14 protein-coding genes are annotated in these 20,594 nt (G+C 40.1%); 10 read left to right on the top strand and 4 right to left on the bottom strand.

All coding sequences use genetic code 11. The features are described from left to right. Nucleotides 1–135 precede the first annotated feature (135 nt). The 7 genes from DQW11_RS02235 (at nt 136) to DQW11_RS02205 (ending at nt 10,778) form a co-directional block, all read left to right on the top strand. Nucleotides 136–1,386 (top strand): efflux RND transporter periplasmic adaptor subunit, encoded by a 1,251-nt coding sequence (locus tag DQW11_RS02235; RefSeq protein WP_113923170.1) that lies wholly within the window; start codon nt 136–138, stop codon nt 1,384–1,386. A gap of 219 nt (nt 1,387–1,605) precedes the next feature. After that, nucleotides 1,606–1,959: a four helix bundle protein gene (locus DQW11_RS02230; protein ID WP_113922364.1), complete on the top strand. Its 354-nt coding sequence runs from the start codon at nt 1,606–1,608 to the stop codon at nt 1,957–1,959. A 107-nt stretch (nt 1,960–2,066) separates the two neighbouring features. After that, on the top strand, nt 2,067–2,765 hold the full coding sequence (locus tag DQW11_RS02225) for an ABC transporter ATP-binding protein (protein WP_113922362.1): 699 nt from the start codon (nt 2,067–2,069) through the stop codon (nt 2,763–2,765). A 108-nt stretch (nt 2,766–2,873) separates the two neighbouring features. Beyond that, nucleotides 2,874–5,234 carry an ABC transporter permease gene (locus tag DQW11_RS02220; protein WP_113923169.1) on the top strand — a complete coding sequence of 787 codons (2,361 nt, stop codon included), beginning with the start codon at nt 2,874–2,876 and terminating at the stop codon, nt 5,232–5,234. Nucleotides 5,235–5,241: 7 nt separating this feature from the next. Then, nucleotides 5,242–7,662 (top strand): ABC transporter permease, encoded by a 2,421-nt coding sequence (locus DQW11_RS02215; protein WP_232826653.1) that lies wholly within the window; start codon nt 5,242–5,244, stop codon nt 7,660–7,662. A gap of 47 nt (nt 7,663–7,709) precedes the next feature. Continuing rightward, nucleotides 7,710–10,079 (top strand): ABC transporter permease, encoded by a 2,370-nt coding sequence (locus tag DQW11_RS02210; protein WP_113922361.1) that lies wholly within the window; start codon nt 7,710–7,712, stop codon nt 10,077–10,079. A 183-nt stretch (nt 10,080–10,262) separates the two neighbouring features. Further along, a complete protein-coding gene (locus tag DQW11_RS02205; protein ID WP_113922359.1) occupies nt 10,263–10,778 on the top strand; it encodes a nuclear transport factor 2 family protein in 516 nt (171 codons plus the stop codon). Between the two features lie 113 nt (nt 10,779–10,891). On the opposite strand, the gene DQW11_RS02200 is transcribed toward DQW11_RS02205, so the two are convergent. The 4 genes from DQW11_RS02200 to DQW11_RS02180 all read right to left on the bottom strand — a co-directional run bounded on the left by DQW11_RS02200 (nt 10,892) and on the right by DQW11_RS02180 (nt 14,321). Continuing rightward, nucleotides 10,892–11,659 carry a LytR/AlgR family response regulator transcription factor gene (locus DQW11_RS02200; RefSeq protein WP_113922358.1) on the bottom strand — a complete coding sequence of 256 codons (768 nt, stop codon included), beginning with the start codon at nt 11,657–11,659 and terminating at the stop codon, nt 10,892–10,894. After that, on the bottom strand, nt 11,656–12,684 hold the full coding sequence (locus DQW11_RS02195) for a sensor histidine kinase (RefSeq protein WP_157966001.1): 1,029 nt from the start codon (nt 12,682–12,684) through the stop codon (nt 11,656–11,658). The genes DQW11_RS02200 and DQW11_RS02195 overlap by 4 nt, the downstream gene beginning before the upstream one ends. Nucleotides 12,685–12,758: 74 nt before the next feature. Next, nucleotides 12,759–13,505 carry a hypothetical protein gene (locus DQW11_RS02190; protein ID WP_113922354.1) on the bottom strand — a complete coding sequence of 249 codons (747 nt, stop codon included), beginning with the start codon at nt 13,503–13,505 and terminating at the stop codon, nt 12,759–12,761. A 207-nt stretch (nt 13,506–13,712) separates the two neighbouring features. Beyond that, the gene (locus DQW11_RS02180) at nt 13,713–14,321 is read right to left on the bottom strand and encodes a hypothetical protein (RefSeq protein WP_113922352.1); all 609 of its coding nucleotides are present in this window, start codon (nt 14,319–14,321) and stop codon (nt 13,713–13,715) included. Between the two features lie 350 nt (nt 14,322–14,671). On the opposite strand from DQW11_RS02180, the gene DQW11_RS02175 reads away from it, so the two are divergent. The 3 genes from DQW11_RS02175 (at nt 14,672) to DQW11_RS02160 (ending at nt 20,481) form a co-directional block, all read left to right on the top strand. Continuing rightward, on the top strand, nt 14,672–17,122 hold the full coding sequence (locus DQW11_RS02175; protein WP_113922350.1) for an ABC transporter permease: 2,451 nt from the start codon (nt 14,672–14,674) through the stop codon (nt 17,120–17,122). Between the two features lie 249 nt (nt 17,123–17,371). Further along, nucleotides 17,372–17,644 (top strand): hypothetical protein, encoded by a 273-nt coding sequence (locus DQW11_RS02170; RefSeq protein WP_113922349.1) that lies wholly within the window; start codon nt 17,372–17,374, stop codon nt 17,642–17,644. Nucleotides 17,645–18,012: 368 nt separating this feature from the next. Then, on the top strand, nt 18,013–20,481 hold the full coding sequence (locus DQW11_RS02160; protein ID WP_113922346.1) for an ABC transporter permease: 2,469 nt from the start codon (nt 18,013–18,015) through the stop codon (nt 20,479–20,481). The last annotated feature ends 113 nt before the right edge of the window (nt 20,482–20,594 follow it).

Raw genomic sequence — 20,594 nt, 5'->3', positions numbered from 1 at the left:
GTCGCATACGGACGTTTTTGTTCGAAAAACCTCCCGGTCAAAAACCGATATGCCCATTTTGAATGTTTTTGAGGGGTTTTGTTGATGGCATGTTAATTGGCAAATACATACCAAAAGAATAACAGAAAATTTACAATGGATAGGAAGATTGAGAAAAAGACCTGGACGCCTAAGTTTATCGCAATAATCGCAGGAGGAACTTTACTAGTGGGATTTGTTCTGTACCAATTAATATTTGCTGATTCCAGGTCTTCGATGAATGTCAATAAGGATAGGATCACTATTGCCACTGTCATTGAAGGGGAATATACAGATTACATTCCTGTCAGTGGTACCATTGAACCGGGAGAAGTGTTTTTTCTTGATGCTATCGAAAGAGGCAATATCCAACAGATTGTAAGGGAATCAGGCGCCTTGGTGGATGTAGGCGATACCATTCTCATCCTTACAAATTCCAATCTGCAATTAGATGTCATGCAACGTGAAACTGACCTTTATTTTCAGATCAACAATCTCCGACAGACAAGATTGCTCCTTGACCAAAACGACCTCAGCCAACAGGGTCAGTTGGCAGAAATTGACTATCAGATCAACCTGCTCAAACCACAATATGAAAGGTTCAAGGAATTGCATAGTAAGAAATTGATTTCCGATAGGGAATTGGAGGAGGTAAAAGAGCAGTATGAATACAATGTCAAAAGGAAAAGATTGACATATGAATCCTACAGGAACGATTCAGTTGCCAGATCTATCCAAAAAAGACAATTGAGGGATTCCGAATCAAGAATGATGCAGTCTCTCAATGGAGTTGGCCATATTTTAGATAACCTCGTCGTCAGAGCTCCTATCAAAGGGCAACTTACCACACAACAGATCGAAGTCGGGCAATCCATCAATGCAGGTGAGCGGTATGGACAGATCGATATCTTGGATAAATTCAAAGTAAAAGTCCAGATAGATGAATTGTACCTGCCAAGAATCAGCACCGGACTGAAGGGAACATTTACATTTTCGGGAACCAGTTATGAAATCGAAATCGATAAAATTTATCCCAATGTGACTGGAGGCCGATTTGAAGTGGATATGGTATTTACCGGTGAAGCGCCAACCGGTATCCGAAGGGGACAGACTGTCAGGATTGGATTAGAACTGGGCGAAAGCAAGCAGGCCATCCTTCTGCCAACAGGCGGTTTCTATAAGGATACAGGAGGAAATTGGGTCTTTGTTGTGGACGAAGCTACTGGCCGGGCAGAGAAAAGAAACATCCGACTCAACCGCAAAAATCCTGAGCACTATGAAGTCATCGAAGGCCTCAAACCAGGCGATCGCGTCATAGTCAGCGGGTATGAGAATTTTGGAAAGAATGAGGTGTTGAATTTGAAGTAGGGGGAAGAATGGAAGTGGGAAGGATGGAAGTTGGAATAAATGTCCGATGACCGATGACCGATGAAAGTTGGTCCCAATGAAGGGTTTTAGGCAAGAAATAGAGAAAAATTGAGGGTTGAACAAAGTTAAACGTTTAAGTTAAATGTGTTAGTTAAAACGGAAGGAGGATAATAGTAAATTGAAAACCTAACTCATTTCCTAATCTAGAAACTAGCACTTATGAAATTCAAATTTGAAAAGTTAATCATTTGGCAAAACGCCATGGATTTTGGAGAAGATATCTTCAATATGAGTTCAGGATTTCCTAAAGAAGAAATCTATAATCTTTCGTCCCAAATCAAAAGGGCAACTGATTCGATTGCCCTCAATATTGCAGAAGGATCAATTGGTCAATCAAATCCTGAGTTTAAAAAATTCTTGGGATATTCAATCAGATCCCTTGCTGAGGTAGTAACATGTTTGGAAAAAGCTAAAAGAAGAAAATACATCAATGAAAAAGATTTTCAAGAATTATATGACAAGGCATTCTATTTAATGAATATGTTAAACTCATTTAAATCAAAAATTCAATAGAGAATAGAAAGCTTTAATGTCAAAATTGAGGCAGATCATCGGTCATCGGTCATCGGTCAAATTTCCACAACAAATTATTTAACAAAGAAGAAATACCCTACCCCCCCATGCAAAACATCATCAAAACCGTCAACCTCAGAAAACTCTACACCACAGAGGAAGTAGAAACCACCGCACTGGATGATATCCAGATCGAAATCAAAAAAGGCGAATTCGTCGCCATCATGGGTCCGTCAGGTTGTGGCAAATCCACTTTGCTCAACATCATCGGACTTCTGGACAATCCTGATTCGGGGCAATATTATTTCATCGAAAATGAAGTTGCCAAATTCTCTGAACGTCAGCGTTCCCAACTGAGAAAAGGGAATATAGGATTTGTATTCCAGAGCTTCAACCTCATCGATGAACTCACTGTATTCGAAAATGTGGAGCTTCCACTTCTTTACCTCAAAACCCCTGCGGACGAAAGAAAGCGAAGGGTTGAGGAAGTCCTCGGCCGGATGAACATCATGCACCGAAAAGACCATTTTCCGCAACAACTTTCCGGCGGTCAGCAGCAAAGGGTAGCCATTGCCCGGGCAATTGTAGCCAAACCTTCTGTAATCCTTGCCGATGAACCAACCGGTAATCTTGATTCAGCAAACGGCGAAGAAGTAATGCGGCTTTTGGAAGAATTGAATAACGAAGGTACTACCATCGTGATGGTTACTCACTCCCCACACGATGCGAACTATGCCCACCGTATTATCAACCTATTTGATGGGAAAGTGGTGACTGAAAATATCAGAGAGCAGTTTCATATTTGAAAAAATTGACGGATGTCTGATGACGGGTGACCGATGTTGGCATCCGTCATCGGTCATCGGTCTTTTTACAACTTAATTTTTTATTTAATTAACCATCCTCCAACCACCATGCTCACCAACTATCTCAAAATCGCATTAAGGAGCTTCAAAAAGCACAGATTGACATTTTTGATAAATCTGTTTGGGCTTACTTTGGGCTTGACTACGGTGATTTTGATCATGATGTGGGTCAAAGATGAAGTGAGTATCAACAGGTACCATGCGCTTGGAGATAGAATTTATACGGTATTTACCAATCATGACAATTCCACGGGTGTAAATACTATTGAAATTACTCCTGCAGAAATGGCCGAAGCCATGGGGGCTGAACTTTCTCAAGTGGAAATGGCGGCGGCGATTTCACCCTATATCACAGGAGTTTCTTTTGATGATGGAAAAGATGTGCAGGTCGCAGATGGGTTTTTTGTCGACCAGGAATACCTGGAAATGTTCAGTATCGATTTTTTGGAAGGAGATAAATCGAAGGCACTGTCAGACATAAATTCGGTGGTTTTGTCAGAATCAACAGCTATCAGAATTTTCGGATCGTCAAAAGATGCCATTGGAAAAAGTTTAAAATGGTCTGTGTTTGAGTTTGGAAACGATGTAATTGTAAGAGGAGTTTACAGGGATTTTGGTTCGTTGGATGTAAACAAACCTGAATTCTTGTTGTCTTTTCCTTACTTCAAAAAAATGCTTGGAGAGGGAGCCCATTGGGATAATTTCAATGCAGGAACATTTTTATTACTTAGAGAGGGAACAGACATAGATTCATTCAATTCCCAGATCAAAAACTTTATAAAGGATAAAGAAGCAGAGAGCAATGTGACCCCTTTTGTTCAGGCTTTTGAAGACAATTACCTCTATGGGTCATTTGAAGATGGAAAGGTAGTAGGAGGAAGGATCAATTATGTCTGGATTTTTTCGGCAATTGCATTTTTCATTCTCTTGATTGCCTGTATCAATTTTATGAACCTAACCACTGCCAGGTCCATGAATAGAATCAAAGAGATTGGAGTTAAAAAGTCGATGGGTGCTAGCCGTGGCGGTTTGTTCAGCCAATTTATGGTCGAATCGATGCTGCTTACCTTCTTTGCTATGGTTCTTGCCTTGGTTTTGGCTGCGGTTTCACAGCCGTTTTTCAATCAGGTTACTCTCAAAGAACTGAATCTCAATTTGGATTTATCTCAAATCCTCATACTTGTTTTGATTTGGGCTTTTACAGGTTTGCTTGCAGGGATTTACCCTTCGGTTTATTTATCAAAGTTCAAACCAATCCAAATCCTCAAAAGCAACCTCAAAGGAAGCTTTGGGGAGCTTTTGGCAAGAAAAGGATTGGTTGTTTTCCAGTTTTCCATTTCGCTGCTTTTGATCATCGGGATATCAGTGATTGGACGGCAAATGGCTTATATCCAAAACCAAAACCTTGGCTACAACCAATCCCACCTTCTTCAGATCAATTCCTCCTCCCTTTCAGATACCCAACTTGAATCGTTTTTGAATCAGGTTAAAGGAGTTCCGGGGGTCGAAAATGCCTCAAGCTTATCTCATCCCCTCGTAGGATTGATGAGCTCTACTATTGGGCTGAGTTGGGAAGGCAAAGATCCCAAGGAACAGGTCAAATTTGAAAACATTACGGTCAACATGGATTTGATCGAGACCATGGATTTTGAAATCTTGGAAGGAAGGCCTTTCTCGAGGGATTTTGGCGATGAAAGTTCCAAGATCATCCTCAATGAAGAAGCGGTGAAGGTAATCGGCCTGAACGAACCCGTCGGTGCCACGGTCAATCTTTGGGGGAATGACATGGAAGTAATTGGAGTTTTGAAAGATTTTCATTTTGAATCCCTCAAAGAAAAGGTGAAACCTGCCTTTCTAAAATATGACAAAGCCTTTGCCCAAAAAATCATCATCAGAATCAACCCTGAAAATCAACTGGAAACCATTGCCTCAGTTTCAGGATTGTTTGAAAATCTGAATGCCCAAAAGATGGATTACAGCTTTATGGATGAAGATTTTCAGTCCTTATACCTTCAGGAGCAGCGGATCTCCAAACTAGCTAGGTATTTTGGATTTGTTGCTATTTTTCTTTCTTGTTTGGGATTGTTTGGTCTAGCAGCTTTTACGGTAGAAAACCGCAAAAAAGAAATAGGGGTACGGAAAGTGTTAGGCGCATCCGTCAGTCAAATTCTAGGTATGATTGTCAAGGATTTCATGCTTTTGGTGGTGGTAGCCATATTGATTATGGTTCCTTTGGGTTGGTACCTATCCAATGCCTGGCTTGCAGGTTATGCTTACAAAACCAACCTGAGTTGGTGGATTTTTGGCGCATCGGCAATCGGACTCTTGGTCATTGCTATGGTTACGGTCAGTTTTCAGGCTTTCAAAGCAGCAGCTGCAAATCCGGTAAATTCTTTGTCATCCGAATGATATTGCCATGTTAAATAACCACTTTAAAATCGCTTGGAGGGTCCTGAATAAAAACAGGATGTATTCCATCTTGAATATTTCGGGATTGACTATCGGCATCTCAGGTTTTTTGATGATACTTTTTTATATCGTAGATGAGAAAAGCTATGACCGATTTTATTCCAATACTGAAAACATCTACCGGATCACATCCCATTGGGGAACGAATGATGGTTCCCAATATGCCACCGCACCGCCGCCGTTAGGCCAAAGTTTAAAAGATATTTCGGAAGTAGAAGCATTCACGAGGCTATTGAAATGGAATGATTTCACAGTTCAGCCAGAATCGGGCCCCAATGCTGATCAGATTTTTAGAGAGGCTTCTGTTTTTTATGCAGAGCCAAATTTCTTTGAAGTTTTTGACTTTGAAATCCTGGCAGGAAATTCCAATGCACTCGAAGGGGGCAAAAGTGTGATCATTACCGAAACCACAGCAAAAAGATATTTTGGAGAAATTCCGACAGCTGAAATTGTTGGAAAAAATTTACTGATCGGAAGTGGTTCCACTGACTTGATGATGGTCAGTGCAGTGATCAAAGATATTCCTTCCCAATCCCATTTTCATTTTGATATGCTGGTGCATAATATTGACATGCATCGAGAGATTTTTCTAATGGACAATTGGATGTGGTCTATTCTTCATACTTATGTCAAAATCAAAAAAGAAGATGTACCTGCAGTTGAAGGAAAACTCAAGCAAGTGGTGACAGATCAAATAGTCCCGAGACTATCAGGAGAACAATCTTCAATTAATTTCTTCTTTGGCCTTCAACCTGTCCAAGATATCCACCTCAATTCGCATTTACTTAGAGAACATGAAGCCAATAGCTACCAAAGCTATGTAAACATTTTTTCTGTAGTTGCTGTCATAGTCTTGCTTTTGGCAAGTATCAACTTTATGAATCTGTCTACTGCCAAAGGCGCCAAAAGATCCATGGAAGTGGGAGTGAGAAAAGTGATGGGATCAAAAAAATACCAGTTGGTTGGTCAATTTTTGACTGAAGCGTTTTTCCTTGTGGTGATCAGTACGGCCATGTCTTTGATTTTGGTCGAGTTATTAAATGGAACATTCAACCAGATTAGCGGTAAGCAAATCCAGTTTAATATTTTTCAATTATCATGGATTTGGGCAGTTGTTCCGATCCTTATCCTTTTGCTGACAATGATGGCCGGTTTTTACCCGGCATTTTACCTTTCCTCTTTCAAGCCGCTCAAGGTAATCAAGGGTGTTCAGACTCAGGGAAAAAATACTGTCGGGCTGAGGAGTGGTCTTGTGGTCTTCCAGTTCAGTATATCCCTGATTTTGATAATCTGTGCCTTGGTGGTACAGCGCCAGCTGCATTTTATCCAAAATTCCAATGTGGGATTTGACAGAGAGCAGCTGCTTATCATCCACAATGACGGCGAAATTAAAAATGAGGAAAGGGAAGATTTCAAAAGGAGGTTTGCTTCAAGTTCATCGGTCCAGTCACTCAGTTTTTCGACCGGTATTCCGCTACCCGGAAATTTCCAAATGAGAAATTTCAACCTTCCCGAAGTCATTTCTGACAATGGCATGAATTGGTATGAAGCGGATCATGAATTCGTTTCTACGCTGAAGCTGGAAATCAGGGAAGGGAGAAACTTCACTGATATTTCTGGAGCTGATAAACATAAAGTTTTGATCAATGAGCGTGCGGCTAAGGAATTGGGAATCAGTGGAAAAGCAATTGGACAAAAGATCATCAAAAACCGTGGAGATGAAGATGAAGCGGAATTGGAGGTGGTCGGAATTTTGAAGGATTTTAATTTTGAATCACTCCGACAAGAGATCAAGCCATTGGTGATCGAATATATGGACGATTATTTTTTGCGGGATTATATCTCAGTCCGTTTAAATCCCGGGGATTTCGAAGCGGCGATTGCAGAACTGCAGACTACTTGGAAGCAGTTTGAGCCTAGGGTTCCGATGAATTATTCTTTCCTAGATGCGGACTTTCAGGCGATTTATCAGTCAGAAATGCAGATGGGCAAGCTGATGAATGCACTGACAATCATGTCCATTTTCATTGCATTCTTGGGATTGTTTGGGTTGACTGCTTATTCAGTACAGCAGCGCGCAAAGGAAATCGGGATCAGGAAAGTTTTTGGTGCAGGTGAATCTGAAATATTTCTGCTTTTGTCTTCAAACTACGTCAAGCTCATCGGGATTTCATGTCTCATCGCAGTGCCTTCAGCCTATTTCCTGGTATCCGGCTGGTTGGATGATTTTGCCTATAAGATTCCTTTCGAACTTTGGGTTTTTGCAATTGCCAGTTTGGGATGTTTTGTTTTGGCAATTGTGACTGTGGCTTTACAATCTTATAAAAGCATTGGGACCAATCCCATTAGAATATTGAAAAGTGAATAAAGTATCCTTCAGGTATACAGAATGAAACTCCATAAACTACAACCACTATGTTAAAAAACTATTTAAAAATCGCATTGAGGGGGTTTTCCAAGCACAAACTCACCTTTGCCATCAACCTTTTTGGATTGACTTTGGGTCTTTGGGCAGCCGTTTTGATTGGTCTTTGGGTTAAATCTGAATTGGAAATGAACCGGCAGTTTGCAGATATAGATCAGGTATACCGGATCATGGAGCATCAGAAGTATGGGCCTGACATTTTTACCACAACCTCCACACCTGGTATTTTGGCCAAAGAACTAAAAAATGTCTATCCTGAGATTGAAAAGGCCGCTACGTATTCCTGGAATGAAAGAAACCTGTTTGTCAGTGGGGATACCAAAATCAAATTGGATGGATTTTATGCCGGAGAAGATTATTTGCAAATCCTACAATACGGAATACTCCATGGGGACCGTGAAAGAGCACTTTCAGAAAAAAACCATATTGTTTTGACCAAAGATGCTGCGATCAAGCTTTTTGGAAAATCAGATGTCATCGGGGAAACAGTCGTGATGAAAGAATCAGGAAGCGAGGCTTCTTTTATTGTCCAAGGGGTTTTGGAAACACTGCCAAATTCCAGTTTGGCAGATTTTGAATATATTCTTCCTTTTCAGTTTATGTTTGAAAAACCCTACAATTCATGGTTAAGTGAGTGGGGCAACAACGGTCCAAGTACCATTGTCAAACTGAACAAAGAGTCCGATTGGAAAGCTTTTTCTGCCAATCTTGAAAATTTCATTTTGGAGAGAAACGAGGGAAGTAATGTGAAACTTTTTGCTTACCCACAAAAAGAACTTTATCTCCATGGAAATTTTGAAGACGGTATCCAACAAGGCGGAAGAATCGAATATGTAAAGTTGTTTGCTGTGATCGGACTGTTTGTGTTGCTTATTGCCTGCATCAATTTTATGAACCTTTCCACAGCAAAATCCCAAAAAAGAGCCAAGGAGGTTGGGGTGAGGAAAGTATCCGGTGCCGGAAAAAACGCATTAGTTTACCAGTTTTTGAGTGAATCTCTTTTGATTACATTGTTTGCTTCTGTCTTGGCATTGCTGCTCGTCCAGCTGACGCTTCCGGTTTTCAATAACCTGACGGGCAAAACAATGGAAATTCCTTATGCTGACCCCAATTTCTGGCTGCAGTTTCTCGGTGTGGTCCTTTTTACAGGATTAGTCGCGGGTAGCTATCCGGCATTTTATCTTTCGGCGACCAAAGTAGTGAATGTGTTTAGAAGCCATACAGCAGCGGGCAAGGGGATAGTGATAGCTAGAAAAGGACTTGTTCTTTTCCAGTTTACGCTTGCGACCATTTTGATTGTTTCTACAGTTGTGGTCTATCAGCAGATCGGTTTTGCCCTAAAACAAGATTTGGGTTATGAGAAAGAACAGCTTTTGGTTCTTCCTTTGGAAGGTAAATTGATTGAAAATTATGATGTCTTCAAAAACCGGTTGACTCAGAATCCGGACATTCTTTCCGTCTCCAGATCCAACCACAACTTGTTGGGAAGAAATTCCAATACAGGAAATGTGAGTTGGGAAGGAAAAGACCCTGATTTTACCGCCTTGTTTGAAATTATGAGGGTGGACTATGACTTCTTGGAGGCTACCGGAATAAAACTGATCAAAGGGGAAGATTTCAATCCTGCCAAAGGTGTGGATTCCGTTCAGGGAGCGATCATCAACAGGAGAGCTTATGAACTTATCACACAGGACAATCCTGATGCAGTTTCTTTCAATATGTGGGGAGAAGACCGAAACATCACAGGAGTTGTGGAGGATTTTCACTTTCAAAGTTTTCACCAAAACATGGAGCCTGTGGTTATCCTTTTGGATAAATCTTTTGCTACAAATGCATTCGTAAGGCTGGGTACAGGCGATATTCAGAATGCCATAGCTTCCATCAAATCCCTGTCAGAAGAGATAAACCCCGATTTTCCTTTTCAGTACACCTTCATGGATGAAAATTATGCCAAATTGTACAATGAGGATTTGAGAATTAGGGACTTGGCAAAGTACTTCAGCATCTTGACCATTTTGATTTCATGCTTGGGATTGTTTGGACTGTCTGCCCATGTAGCCGAACAAAAAACCAAGGAAATCGGCATCCGAAAGGTTTTGGGTGCATCCACGGCATCTATACTCAATGTGATCAACAGGGAGTTTATCACCATTGTGGCTGTAGCGATAGTGATCGGTTCAGGAGTGGGTTATTGGCTGATGCAGGATTGGCTTTCGGGCTATGCTTACAAGATCGATTTTGAATGGTGGTTTATTCCTTTGGCCGCAGGGGTGATCTTGAGTATAGCTTACCTCACTGTCACCATGCAAGCACTGAAAGCCGCCCAGGTGAATCCTGCTAGTACGCTTAAAAGTGAATAATTAAAAATGTACGAATGACATAAAAAAACTATGAATAGGGATAGTTAAAAAAAGTAGGGGAGACCCTACTTTTTTTCCTTTTTACCAAATGGCTTGAATACAAGGAGTTGCAATTGTTTTTCGATATAATTTGATTAACTTTTAACCAATTCAAAAACCATCAACTATAAAACTCACATTACTATGAAAAAAACACTTATTATTCTTGGATCTTGCGCCATGTTGTTTTCTTGTTCCCAAAAGCAGAATTACACCATGCAGTCCCCTGAAATTGACGCAGTGAAGGCCATTTTTGAGTTGTACAACAAAGGGGACGCCGAAGGACAAAGGCAATATTATGCAGATTCAGCCAAGATTTTTCAAAACGCACTTGAATCAAATCCAATTTCCGTTGATGAAATGATTGCCCGGCAAAAAGAAGAAGTGGGCACATTTACAGGTTCTACCCTCGAAATAGGCGAAGATGCCATTGAAATGGTCACCACTGACAAAGGAGAAACTTGGGTAAATGTGTGGGGTACTTGGAAAGGAACTATGGCCGTAACTGGTCAAAAATTCGAAACACCGGTTCACTCTACATTTAGATTTGTGGAAGGCAAAATCGTCAGTGAACATGGATATTGGGACAATTCTCCCTATGTCATCGCCTTTATGGAATACGAAGCTGCCCAAAAAGCAGCTGCTGATACATTACCTTAATGGTTGAGGATAGTTTCCTATTATAAAAATGAAAACCGGGATCGAAGGATTCCGGTTTTTGTGTTTTTGGGCAAATGATAATTCTTTCTAAAGATTTCCAGTCACAACCTTATTTACTGATTGATCCAAGACCGGAAAAGAGCAGTGGTACTTTGACTTGTGATAAGATGTTTTTGATAGCCTTTTAGTTTGATTGCCAAGGTATTTTTGGTATGGCGCTCCATTTTTTCTATGTGTATTTTATTGACGAGCTCGCTGCGGTTGAGCCTGAAAAAACCTGAAGGGTCAAGTTGTTCTTCTATTTCTTTTAGGGTGGTTTCAGTGAGTAAATGCTTTTTGCCGGTAGTGTCATATGCAAAAACAACACCTTCATTGGCTTCAAAAAAAAGAATGTTTTCCGTGTTCAAGAAACTGATGCCCCTGTTGCTATGGATAGTAAATTGCCTTCTTTTCGTTTTTTCGACTTGGTGTTGTCCGAGGATTTTTGAAAGGCTGCTGAGGATCGTATTGGCATCAGCCGGTGTATTCCTTATCATTAGGAATTTTTCCCAGGATTTCTGAAAACGCTCTCTGGAAAAGGGTTTGAGCAGATAAGCGATCCCATTTCCATCAAATGCTTCCATCCAATACTGGTCATAGGCAGTTGTGAATATGATTGGGCAGGAGACCGGAACTTGATTGTAAACCTCAAAGACGTTTCCGTCTAATAATTCTATATCCGAAAAAATTAAATCCGGCGAATTGCTTTTCAAAAATGAAAGGCTCGATTCCACGGTGTCTTTTTCTCCTATAATTTCAATGGAAAGATCTAGTTCTTCAATAAACCTTCTGAGCTTATTCCGGGCTGGTTTTTCGTCCTCGATGATGAGTATTTTTATCATGGCTCTTTGTGAATAAGTGGAATGTTCACCGAAAAAACCCCATTCTCTTGCTGTATTTCAATAGGCACAGGTGTCAATAACTTGTATTGTGCCTTCAAATTGCCCAACGCCAATCTTGAAGAAGGTTTGGCGTTTTTTTTCAGGTTGGTGTTATTTGAAATTCTGATGTTTTCGGATAAAATTACTGAAATTAAAATCGGGTTTTCCTCAGTTCCCACATTGTGCTGTACTGCATTTTCGATGAGCAACTGTAGTGTCAGCGGCACAATCAGCCCTGTTTTGCTTTCTGATTTAATAATCAATTGGTATGCATTTCCATACTTATGCTGTATGAGTCTAAAGTATTGTTCGGCAAAATCCAACTCTTCATTCAGATTGATAAGTTTCCTATCCGAGCTTTTCAATACATACCTGTAAATCTCGGCAAATTCATTTAGAAATTCGGAGGCTTTGTTCTTATCTTCTTCAATCAGCTGGTCCAAAACGTTTAAGTTATTGAACAAAAAATGAGGGTTAAGCTGTGTTTTGAGGGCGAAAATTTTGCTTTCAGAAAGTGCTTGGTGGTAATTTGCCAATTGCTGTTGATGGTTTTTGTTTTTTCTGTAATAATAATAGACAAGAAAAAAGCTACCATAGATCAGCCCATCCAAAAAGTCAGAAAACAAATTAATCGTCAACGTACCTCTGTTGAAATTCCGTTCGATGTTGTCAAATAGATAGGCTATCAAAAACCCACTTATCAGCATAATGAGTATGTACACAATTATAGACGAACAGGCTATTTTCAACATTTCTTTGGTGCTGAAAACATCGGATTTCTGCCATTTTTTAATGAAGAAAAAAATGATGGCAAATAATACCACAGCCTTAGGTAACCAAAAAATAGCTGCTTCCGGAGTAAATATATAGGCGTTGATTTCCTGTCTGACCAAAATCCGATTATAGACAGACTGTGCATAAGCAAAAAGCAAAATGAACAATAGAAAATATCGGTGAATGTGTAATTTATGAAGCCAGTTTTTCACAATAGTATTTTTTTGATTAATGTAAAAAAATAGACTCGCTTATTTCACAAGCCTATTTTTTTAACACTTTTTAATTACTTTCCATTATCAGGAAAAGAAGCAATGATAGTCCCTTTTTCATCAAAAAAGTCAAGCTTGGCATTGTTTTCCTTGTCAACATAAAACATGGCTCTTGGCATCCCTTTGTTATCAAAAAGAAACAGACCGTTGTTTTCACTCCTTGATTTGCCGAGCATCACACGGGGAGCTCCACCTACCAATCCTTGTTCTTCATAGATTTTGTACTTTGCTTCCGCTGCTTTGGGATCTTTTTTTCCGAGTTCATCCAACTCTTTCATAATCTCCGCTGTCCTACTCTGGGACTCATTTGATGGTCGGTCATTAAACATCAAACCACTGCTTACAAACCTCCTGTCACCTTCCTTATAATCCTGTGTGAGCAATTGCATGACCTGATCCCCATCAAATTGGTCATAAGTCAACGAAAGCCCGGAGCTATGGCCATTTTGTGTTTTCTGTCCGTCGTATATGAAACCGCCACACTCGATTCCGTCCTCATTGAAAAACAGCATGCCTGATCTTTTTTTCCTGTCTTCATTGGTGGGCTTCCCATTGATGGTGGTTTTGCCGTTGGGAAATTTATCGACGTTTGTGATGACCATTTTAACAGTTCCGTCTTTTTCCACAATATTGATCCTTTCCACATCAATTTCGGTGAATTTTTGGTTCGTATTATTTACGAAAGCAGAAGTGCCAATAAAGAAAATCCCGATGGCTGTAGCTGCTGCAAATGTTCTTAGAAAAACTAATTCCCTGTTCATATTCTAATCTTTTTGGTTTAACATGAGGTGAAACTATCCCCAAAATATTTCCTATCGAAATGCAAAAAAATGAATGCAGGAAAAAATCAGATAAATCAAGGAAAAGGATCTTTTAGCTATTTATTACCATCCACTTTTAATCAGGAGCCGAAAATCATTTTTTTCTCATCAGCTTTCCTTGCGAAAGATTTTCTTTCTCTTAAAAATTCAATTGTTTTTTCTTTTCAATCCAAAAACCAATCCTCCCAACCCGATTAAAGCACAGATTCCAAACCAGAATATGAGATCGTATCTGTCTGTAAAAAGCCTATAACCGGCTGTAAAAAGGAATAATAGCAATCCTGTGATCTCCCATGAATTTTGGTCTTCGAGCCTGTTTGGTCTGTCAGTAATTATGGGAAGATTAACCAAAGACCTTAATTCATTCCAATGCCAGATCAATAGAATGGTATTGGCAAATAACATCATACCTGTGATGACGGGGGTGTAATTGAAATCCATGGAAATTGTAATCACAAATACATTGAGGATAATCGGGAAATTGACCACGGCACCCAATTTGGAGTATCGCTGTGTCATCAGAAGCAGCCCGGCAATCAACTGCCCCCATCCGAGAAACTGCCAATAAATCCCTGTTCGGTACATGGTTTCAAAAAAATGAAATGCTGTTCCAAAAGCTTCATTTTCACCGCTTTCAGTGGTAAACCTTAATCCCTTGATTTTGATCAGACTGGCAAATACAAATCCACCTCCCAATAAATACCTGGTATAAATAATGACGAGTTGTGCCAATAAATTATTCTTGATTTTTTCCATTTTCGATTTATCGCAGACTTCGTAAGCCTTTCTAAATGATATTTGAATATGATACAAATCCTTGTGGAATGTTACAGGAATGACAATTTTTTTATACCCTATTTAATTTTTTTACCAAAGTGAATTGATTGGGCTACAGCTTGTTATTTGGCATTTGTCCGCCCACGAACAAACTTGTTCGGGATTGGCTGCAATTGTATTTGAAATTGGCTTTAATGCGTATTTTTTTAGGTTTTTGATTGGCATATCTATGGTTATGGATGTTGGCATAGATTTCTTGAAATGAAAATCTAAAGCCCTTTTTGGGAACTAAACCAACAAACCTTTACCACGACAAAAGCCATTAAAATATGTGGAAGAATTATCTGAAAATAGGTTTCCGTAACCTGTTAAAAAACAAAACCTATACTGCAATCAATTTATTGGGATTGACGATTGGAGTTGCCTCGACTGTCTTGTTGTTTTTTTACATCCAGCATCAGGTTAGCGTCGATAGTTTCCATCAGTCCAAAGATGCAGTCTACAGAGTCTTGTCAACCCATAAGAATGGAGAGGAGATAACCCAATCTTCCGGGATTCCTTTGGCCTTGAAAACAGTCATGGAGGAGAATTTTGGGTCAGAAATGATTTTCACCAATGTAGTCCCTAATAATTTTTTGGCAAAAACAGAAGGCGGAGAAGGATTTAACCAATCCGTGATGATGGTCAGTCCTGCCTTTTTTGAAATGTTTTCTTTTCAGATACTAAAGGGAAATTTTCCTAAATCTTCGGAAATGAGGTCCGATATCGTTGTCTCCGAAAGTACAGCCAAGAAATATTTTGGGGATGAAGATCCGGTTGGAAAGAGCCTTTTGATCCGATTGGCAAATGATTTTATCAGTTACAATGTTGCGGGAGTGATAGAAGATGCCCCTGCCAATTCCAGTTTGACTTACGAATTGCTCATGTTGGATGACAACGCTGACATATTGTACACCGCAGAACAAAGGGAACATTGGTATATGGTGTTTGGTGATGGCTATATCATGGTGAAGGAACCTTCTCAAGCCAAAGACTTTGAAGAATCCATGCAGGCTTATATCCTGGGCCTTTTTTCGGACAGAGAAGATCCTATTAATTATTCTTTTTCGCTTCAGCCGCTGATGGATATTTACCTAAATACCGACATACCGGGAGGAACAGCAGCCGTTCTGAATCCACGGATTCTATGGATTTTGGGAGCCATCGGCTTTTTGATCATTTTGATTGCCTGTATCAATTTTACAACCATGGCGATTGGAAGTTCTGCAGGCCGTGCCAAGGAAGTTGGTGTAAGAAAGTCTATGGGGGCAGGTAACGGGCAGTTGTTTGGTCAGTTTATGGCAGAATCCATCCTGATCACTTTTGTTTCCTTGGTCTTAGGAATCGTCGTTGCAATACTCTTCTTACCTACTTTCAACAAATTGATGGATACAGGCTTGGCCATTTCATTTTTGCCGGTTCAGGTCCTGATCATTTTAGGACTCGGGGTTTTCATCTCCTTGTTGGCAGGTTTTTATCCTGCGATTTTCCTTACATCATTCAAGCCGGTGGAGGTATTGAAATCGAGCATGAACCTCAAGTTCGGCAAACAAGGCCTCCGTTTGACACTTCTCGGTTTTCAGTTTTTCATTTCCATTTTTCTGATTACCTGTACACTCATCATGTACCGACAGATGAAAACAATCGAAAACCATGAGCTTGGAATCAACCATACAGCAATTCTTCAAGTCAATGTTCCCCCGCCTGCATCTCAGGGTTTGGGCGATTTTATCATTAAGGGATTTGAATATGGGCAAGTTTTCAAGAACGAAGTCCAAAAAATGTCCGAAGTAGAAAAAGTGTCCATGGCTACTTCTATGTATGGCGACAATACTTGGTTCAGTGCAGGATTTGATACACCCGAGGACAAAAATATTGAATTCAGGATCAATATTGTGGACGAGGATTTTGCGGATGTTTTCGGGCTGGATATTATCGAAGGAAGGAATTTCCTGGCAAGCATTCCATCTGACAGAACAGGTGGTTTTATCCTGAACGAATCCATGAGGACAGCTTTGGGATGGGATTCGGTTTTTGGTAATTCCTTGGAAAGCAAAAGGGGATTTCCTGAAAACAGGGCCATTGGCTTGGTCAGTGATTTTCATTTTGAAAGTTTGTATAGGGATATATCTCCGGCCATCTTGGTTATGGCCCATGAAAATTTTTTTCCCGGATTAAATATGCTGATGATGTCCGATAATATGGCGCCTAAGATTTTTGTCAAAATACAATCAAAAGACATACCTGCTACTGTTTCCAAAATAAATGTCATTTGGAAAGCGCTCTATGGTTCCGATCCGTTTAATTACAGTTTCTTGGACGACACCATAGCCAAGCAATATACCCAAGACCAAAGCTTAAGGACTTTGGTTTCTATAGCAGCTATTTTGGCCATCATCATTGCGGGATTGGGGTTATTTGCCATGGCATCATTGACTATCGCAAGCAGGATCAAAGAAATAGGAATCCGAAAAGTCCTAGGTGCCACAACCATGGAAATCTCCATGCTTTTCAACAAGCAATTCCTCAGCATTACAGTCATTGGGATCGTTTTGGCACTTCCTGTAAGCTATTACATGATGCAGCAGTGGCTCAATGATTTTGCTGTCAAAACGCAGATGAGTATTTGGATTTTCATAGTTGCGATTTTCATCGGAATTCTCTTCTCGGTCTTTATAGTAACTGCACAGACTATCAAGTCTTCATGGTCAAATCCTGTCAAGGCATTGAAATCAGAATAATTGAATGATATATGCTTCGCGATATAAATGGATATAATGCCTTCGGCGATATAGGTTTAATAAATCAAGGCTGTTTTGGATTTTAATATCCATCAATATCTATCCCGATAGGGGGATCCATGAATATCTTCCTGTAAGCCTAAAGGGTCAAATATTTCAACTTATCAATCTATTTCAACCTTATTTCAATCTCAGTTAACCAAATAACCAAATAACCAAATAACCATTAACCAATTAACCCCCTCCATCATGACCCACATCGCTATACCCATTCCTACAGGTTCTGGAAAGCAGGACATCAACATTGAGGTGACTATCAACAACCAAAAGCAATCCCTTCATTACAAGGTTGAATTGTTTTTTTGGGATGATTGTCAAAATCCGCAGGGCCACCGTGCAGATTGCATTTCAGAAATGCTCTCTAAACATGACCCCAATTGGATGCTGTATTACATCGGAGCTCCCACTGAACAGTTTGTCCCGATAACATTTGTGGAAAAGAGGCATTCAAGGTTGAAATAGAAGAAAATTGAAATATACTTCGCGAAATAAAGTAGATATACACTTTGCGAAATATGATTGAAATATGCTGCGCGATATAGATGGATATAATGCCTTCGGCGATATAATTTTCCTCAATCACGGCAATTCTGGAAATTAATATCTATGAATATTTACGTACGCTTCCTTGCAACAAACCAATAAAAAAAAACTCGGATTGAAAATCCATTGTAGCGGCTATGGACTGTCGACCGTGGTCTATGGACTGAATATCAAATATCCATTTCAAAATTATTTCCATTTATTTCTATCATATATCTACCTTATTTCAAAATCCATTAACCAAATAACCAATAACCATATTTCCATTAACCACAAACCAATCAATCATGATTAAAAACTACTTTATAACCGCCTGGAGAAATATCAAAAGGCAAAAATCTTTTTCTGTCATCAACATTTTTGGTTTGGCGATAGGTTTGGCTTGTTGTCTGATTTTATTGGCCTTTGTGAGGCAGGAATTGAGTTATGACCATTTTCATACCAATTCTGACAGGATATTCAGAGTCGCCCAAAAGGTGGAAGGAAACCAAAATTGGGCATGGACCGGTGGCGCAGTGGCTCCAATGATGGTGAAAGAATTTGACCAGGTTGAAAGTGCAGTCAGGATCCATCGTACCAGTACCTACCTCAGACCTGCCGATGGGCCAAATCAGGGAGAGAGTTTTAGGGAAGAAAAATTCACTTTTGCGGATGAAGGTTTTTTTGAGGTTTTTGATTTTCCATTGCTGAGTGGAACCACAACAGGAGTTTTGGATGATCCATTTCAGATTTTGTTGACTGAATCCATGGCCAAAAAATACTTTGGTAAGGAGGATCCGATTGGTAAAAGTTTGATCTCGACAGGTGATTTTGAATTTGTTGTCAAAGGCGTTTTGAAAGATTTACCCTCAAATACACACCTGGACTTTGATTTTATCACTTCTCTTAATTCTTTCAAAGCCACAGAAAGCTATCCGCTGACTGCTGAATTCGGGAGTTTTTGGTGGCCGTATTGTTACACCTATGTAAAATTGAAAGACCCTTCCGATGTCCATTTTGTCAACAGTGGCACCTTGGAAGCTTCCAAAAAAGCAAGGTCAGAGGAGGAAGCCAAAAAGTACATACCATTTTTACAGCCTATCACAGACATCCATTTGGACAATTCCTATCAAAGTGAACTGAGTCCAAGTACACCCAAGTCCACTGTTTACATTTTCTTAAGCATTGGAATTTTTATTTTGATTTTGGCCTGCATCAACTTCATCAACCTTTCCACGGCCCGTGCCATCAAGCGGATGAAGGAAATCGGAATCAGGAAAGTGACAGGCGCCAAAAAATCACAATTGGTCCTGCAGTTCTTTACGGAATCATTTCTCGTCAATGTGTTCGCAATGGTTTTGGCACTGGTTCTGGTTGAGATATTGTTGCCGGTGTTCTCCGGATTGCTGCAACAGGAGATTCCTTTCAACCTTTTTGCGGACCGTCAAGTTTGGATGTTTCTTTTGATCACTTTGGCGGTTTCGACCTTTTTGTCGGGATTTTTTCCGGCATTGTACCTTTCTGGATTGAAGCCAAATCTGATTTTGAAGGGAACTACTTTTCAGTCCAATAAGAGTGCCTTGAGACAGAGCTTGGTTGTGCTGCAGTTTGTGATGTCGGGAATCTTGGTGTTTTGCGCCACGGTGGCCTATTTCCAACAATCTTATATGCGCAAAGCTGATTTGGGTTTTGATAGGGAAAACATCATTGCAATATCAATGGGGGAAGTATCACGATCAAATAGGGAAAGTCTCACCAACGCTTACAAGCAGTTTTCATTTGTCGAAAATGTCCTTGGATCAAGTGCCCGGCCGGGAGTAGATGCAGGTTGGGGTCCCCAAATTTCCTATGAAGGTCAAAATCCGAATGACCAGAATTGGATCAACCAACAGTATGTTGACTTCAATTATTTTGAGACCATAGGTGTGGAGATGGTTGCGGGAAGGGAATTTTCTTCTGAATTCAACGACAAAGGGGATGCTTTCAAAATGAGGGAAATTTTTCCTGCGATCCGAAATGGTGGATTTATCATCAATGAATCACTTGCCAAAATGATGGGGCTTTCTCCTGAACAAACCCTGGGAAAACCGATAGAAGTATTTACAGAAGAAAACGGAGAACGTTTTATGGATTTTCGTGGAAATGTGGTCGGTGTGGTCAAAGATTATCAAACCTCTGACTTGCGGTTTGCGATACAGCCAACCATTTACGCGCCTGTTCAAAACGGGATTTCCGATAACAGTTCGCACCTTTTGGTCAAAATCAACAGCGAAGATATTCCACAAGCCACAGCAGCCTTGTCTTCCAAATGGAAAGAAATCAATCCGTCAATTCCCTTTGAGTATTCGCTTTTGGAAGATAGTCTTGTCAGGCAATATGACAGGGAAACAAGACTGAGCAACTTGTTGGGACTTTTCGCATTGTTGACATTGCTGATTTCAAGTTTGGGTTTGCTTGGCTTGTCCATCTTTATGGCAGAGGGAAGGAGAAAGGAAATCGGAATCCGAAAAGTGATGGGCGCAAGTCCTCTTTCCATTGTCCATCAATTGACCAAGGATTTCCTAAAGCCGGTAATTGTCGCTATTGTTTTGGCTTTGCCGATTGGGTATTATATCATGGGTACTTGGCTGGAACAGTTTGCAAATAAGGTACAGATGCAGGTTGGGTTTTTTGTACTCACGGCTGCTGTTGCAATTCTGATTGCCTGGCTGACTATCGCTATCCAATCTTGGAGAGCTGCTTCTGATAACCCCGCGGATTCACTTAAGGCGGAGTAGTTAAATGATATATACTTTGTGAAATATGATTGAAATATGCTGCGCGATATAAATGGAAATAATGCCTTCGGCGATAGAATTTTCCATAATCACAGCAATTTTGGAAATTAATA

The sequence above is a fragment of the Cognataquiflexum aquatile genome (assembly GCF_003316845.1).
GTDB classification, from domain to species: domain Bacteria; phylum Bacteroidota; class Bacteroidia; order Cytophagales; family Cyclobacteriaceae; genus Cognataquiflexum; species Cognataquiflexum aquatile.
The sequence above is the reverse complement of the archived record's forward strand: the minus strand, read 5'-3'. Positions and strand labels throughout refer to the sequence as shown.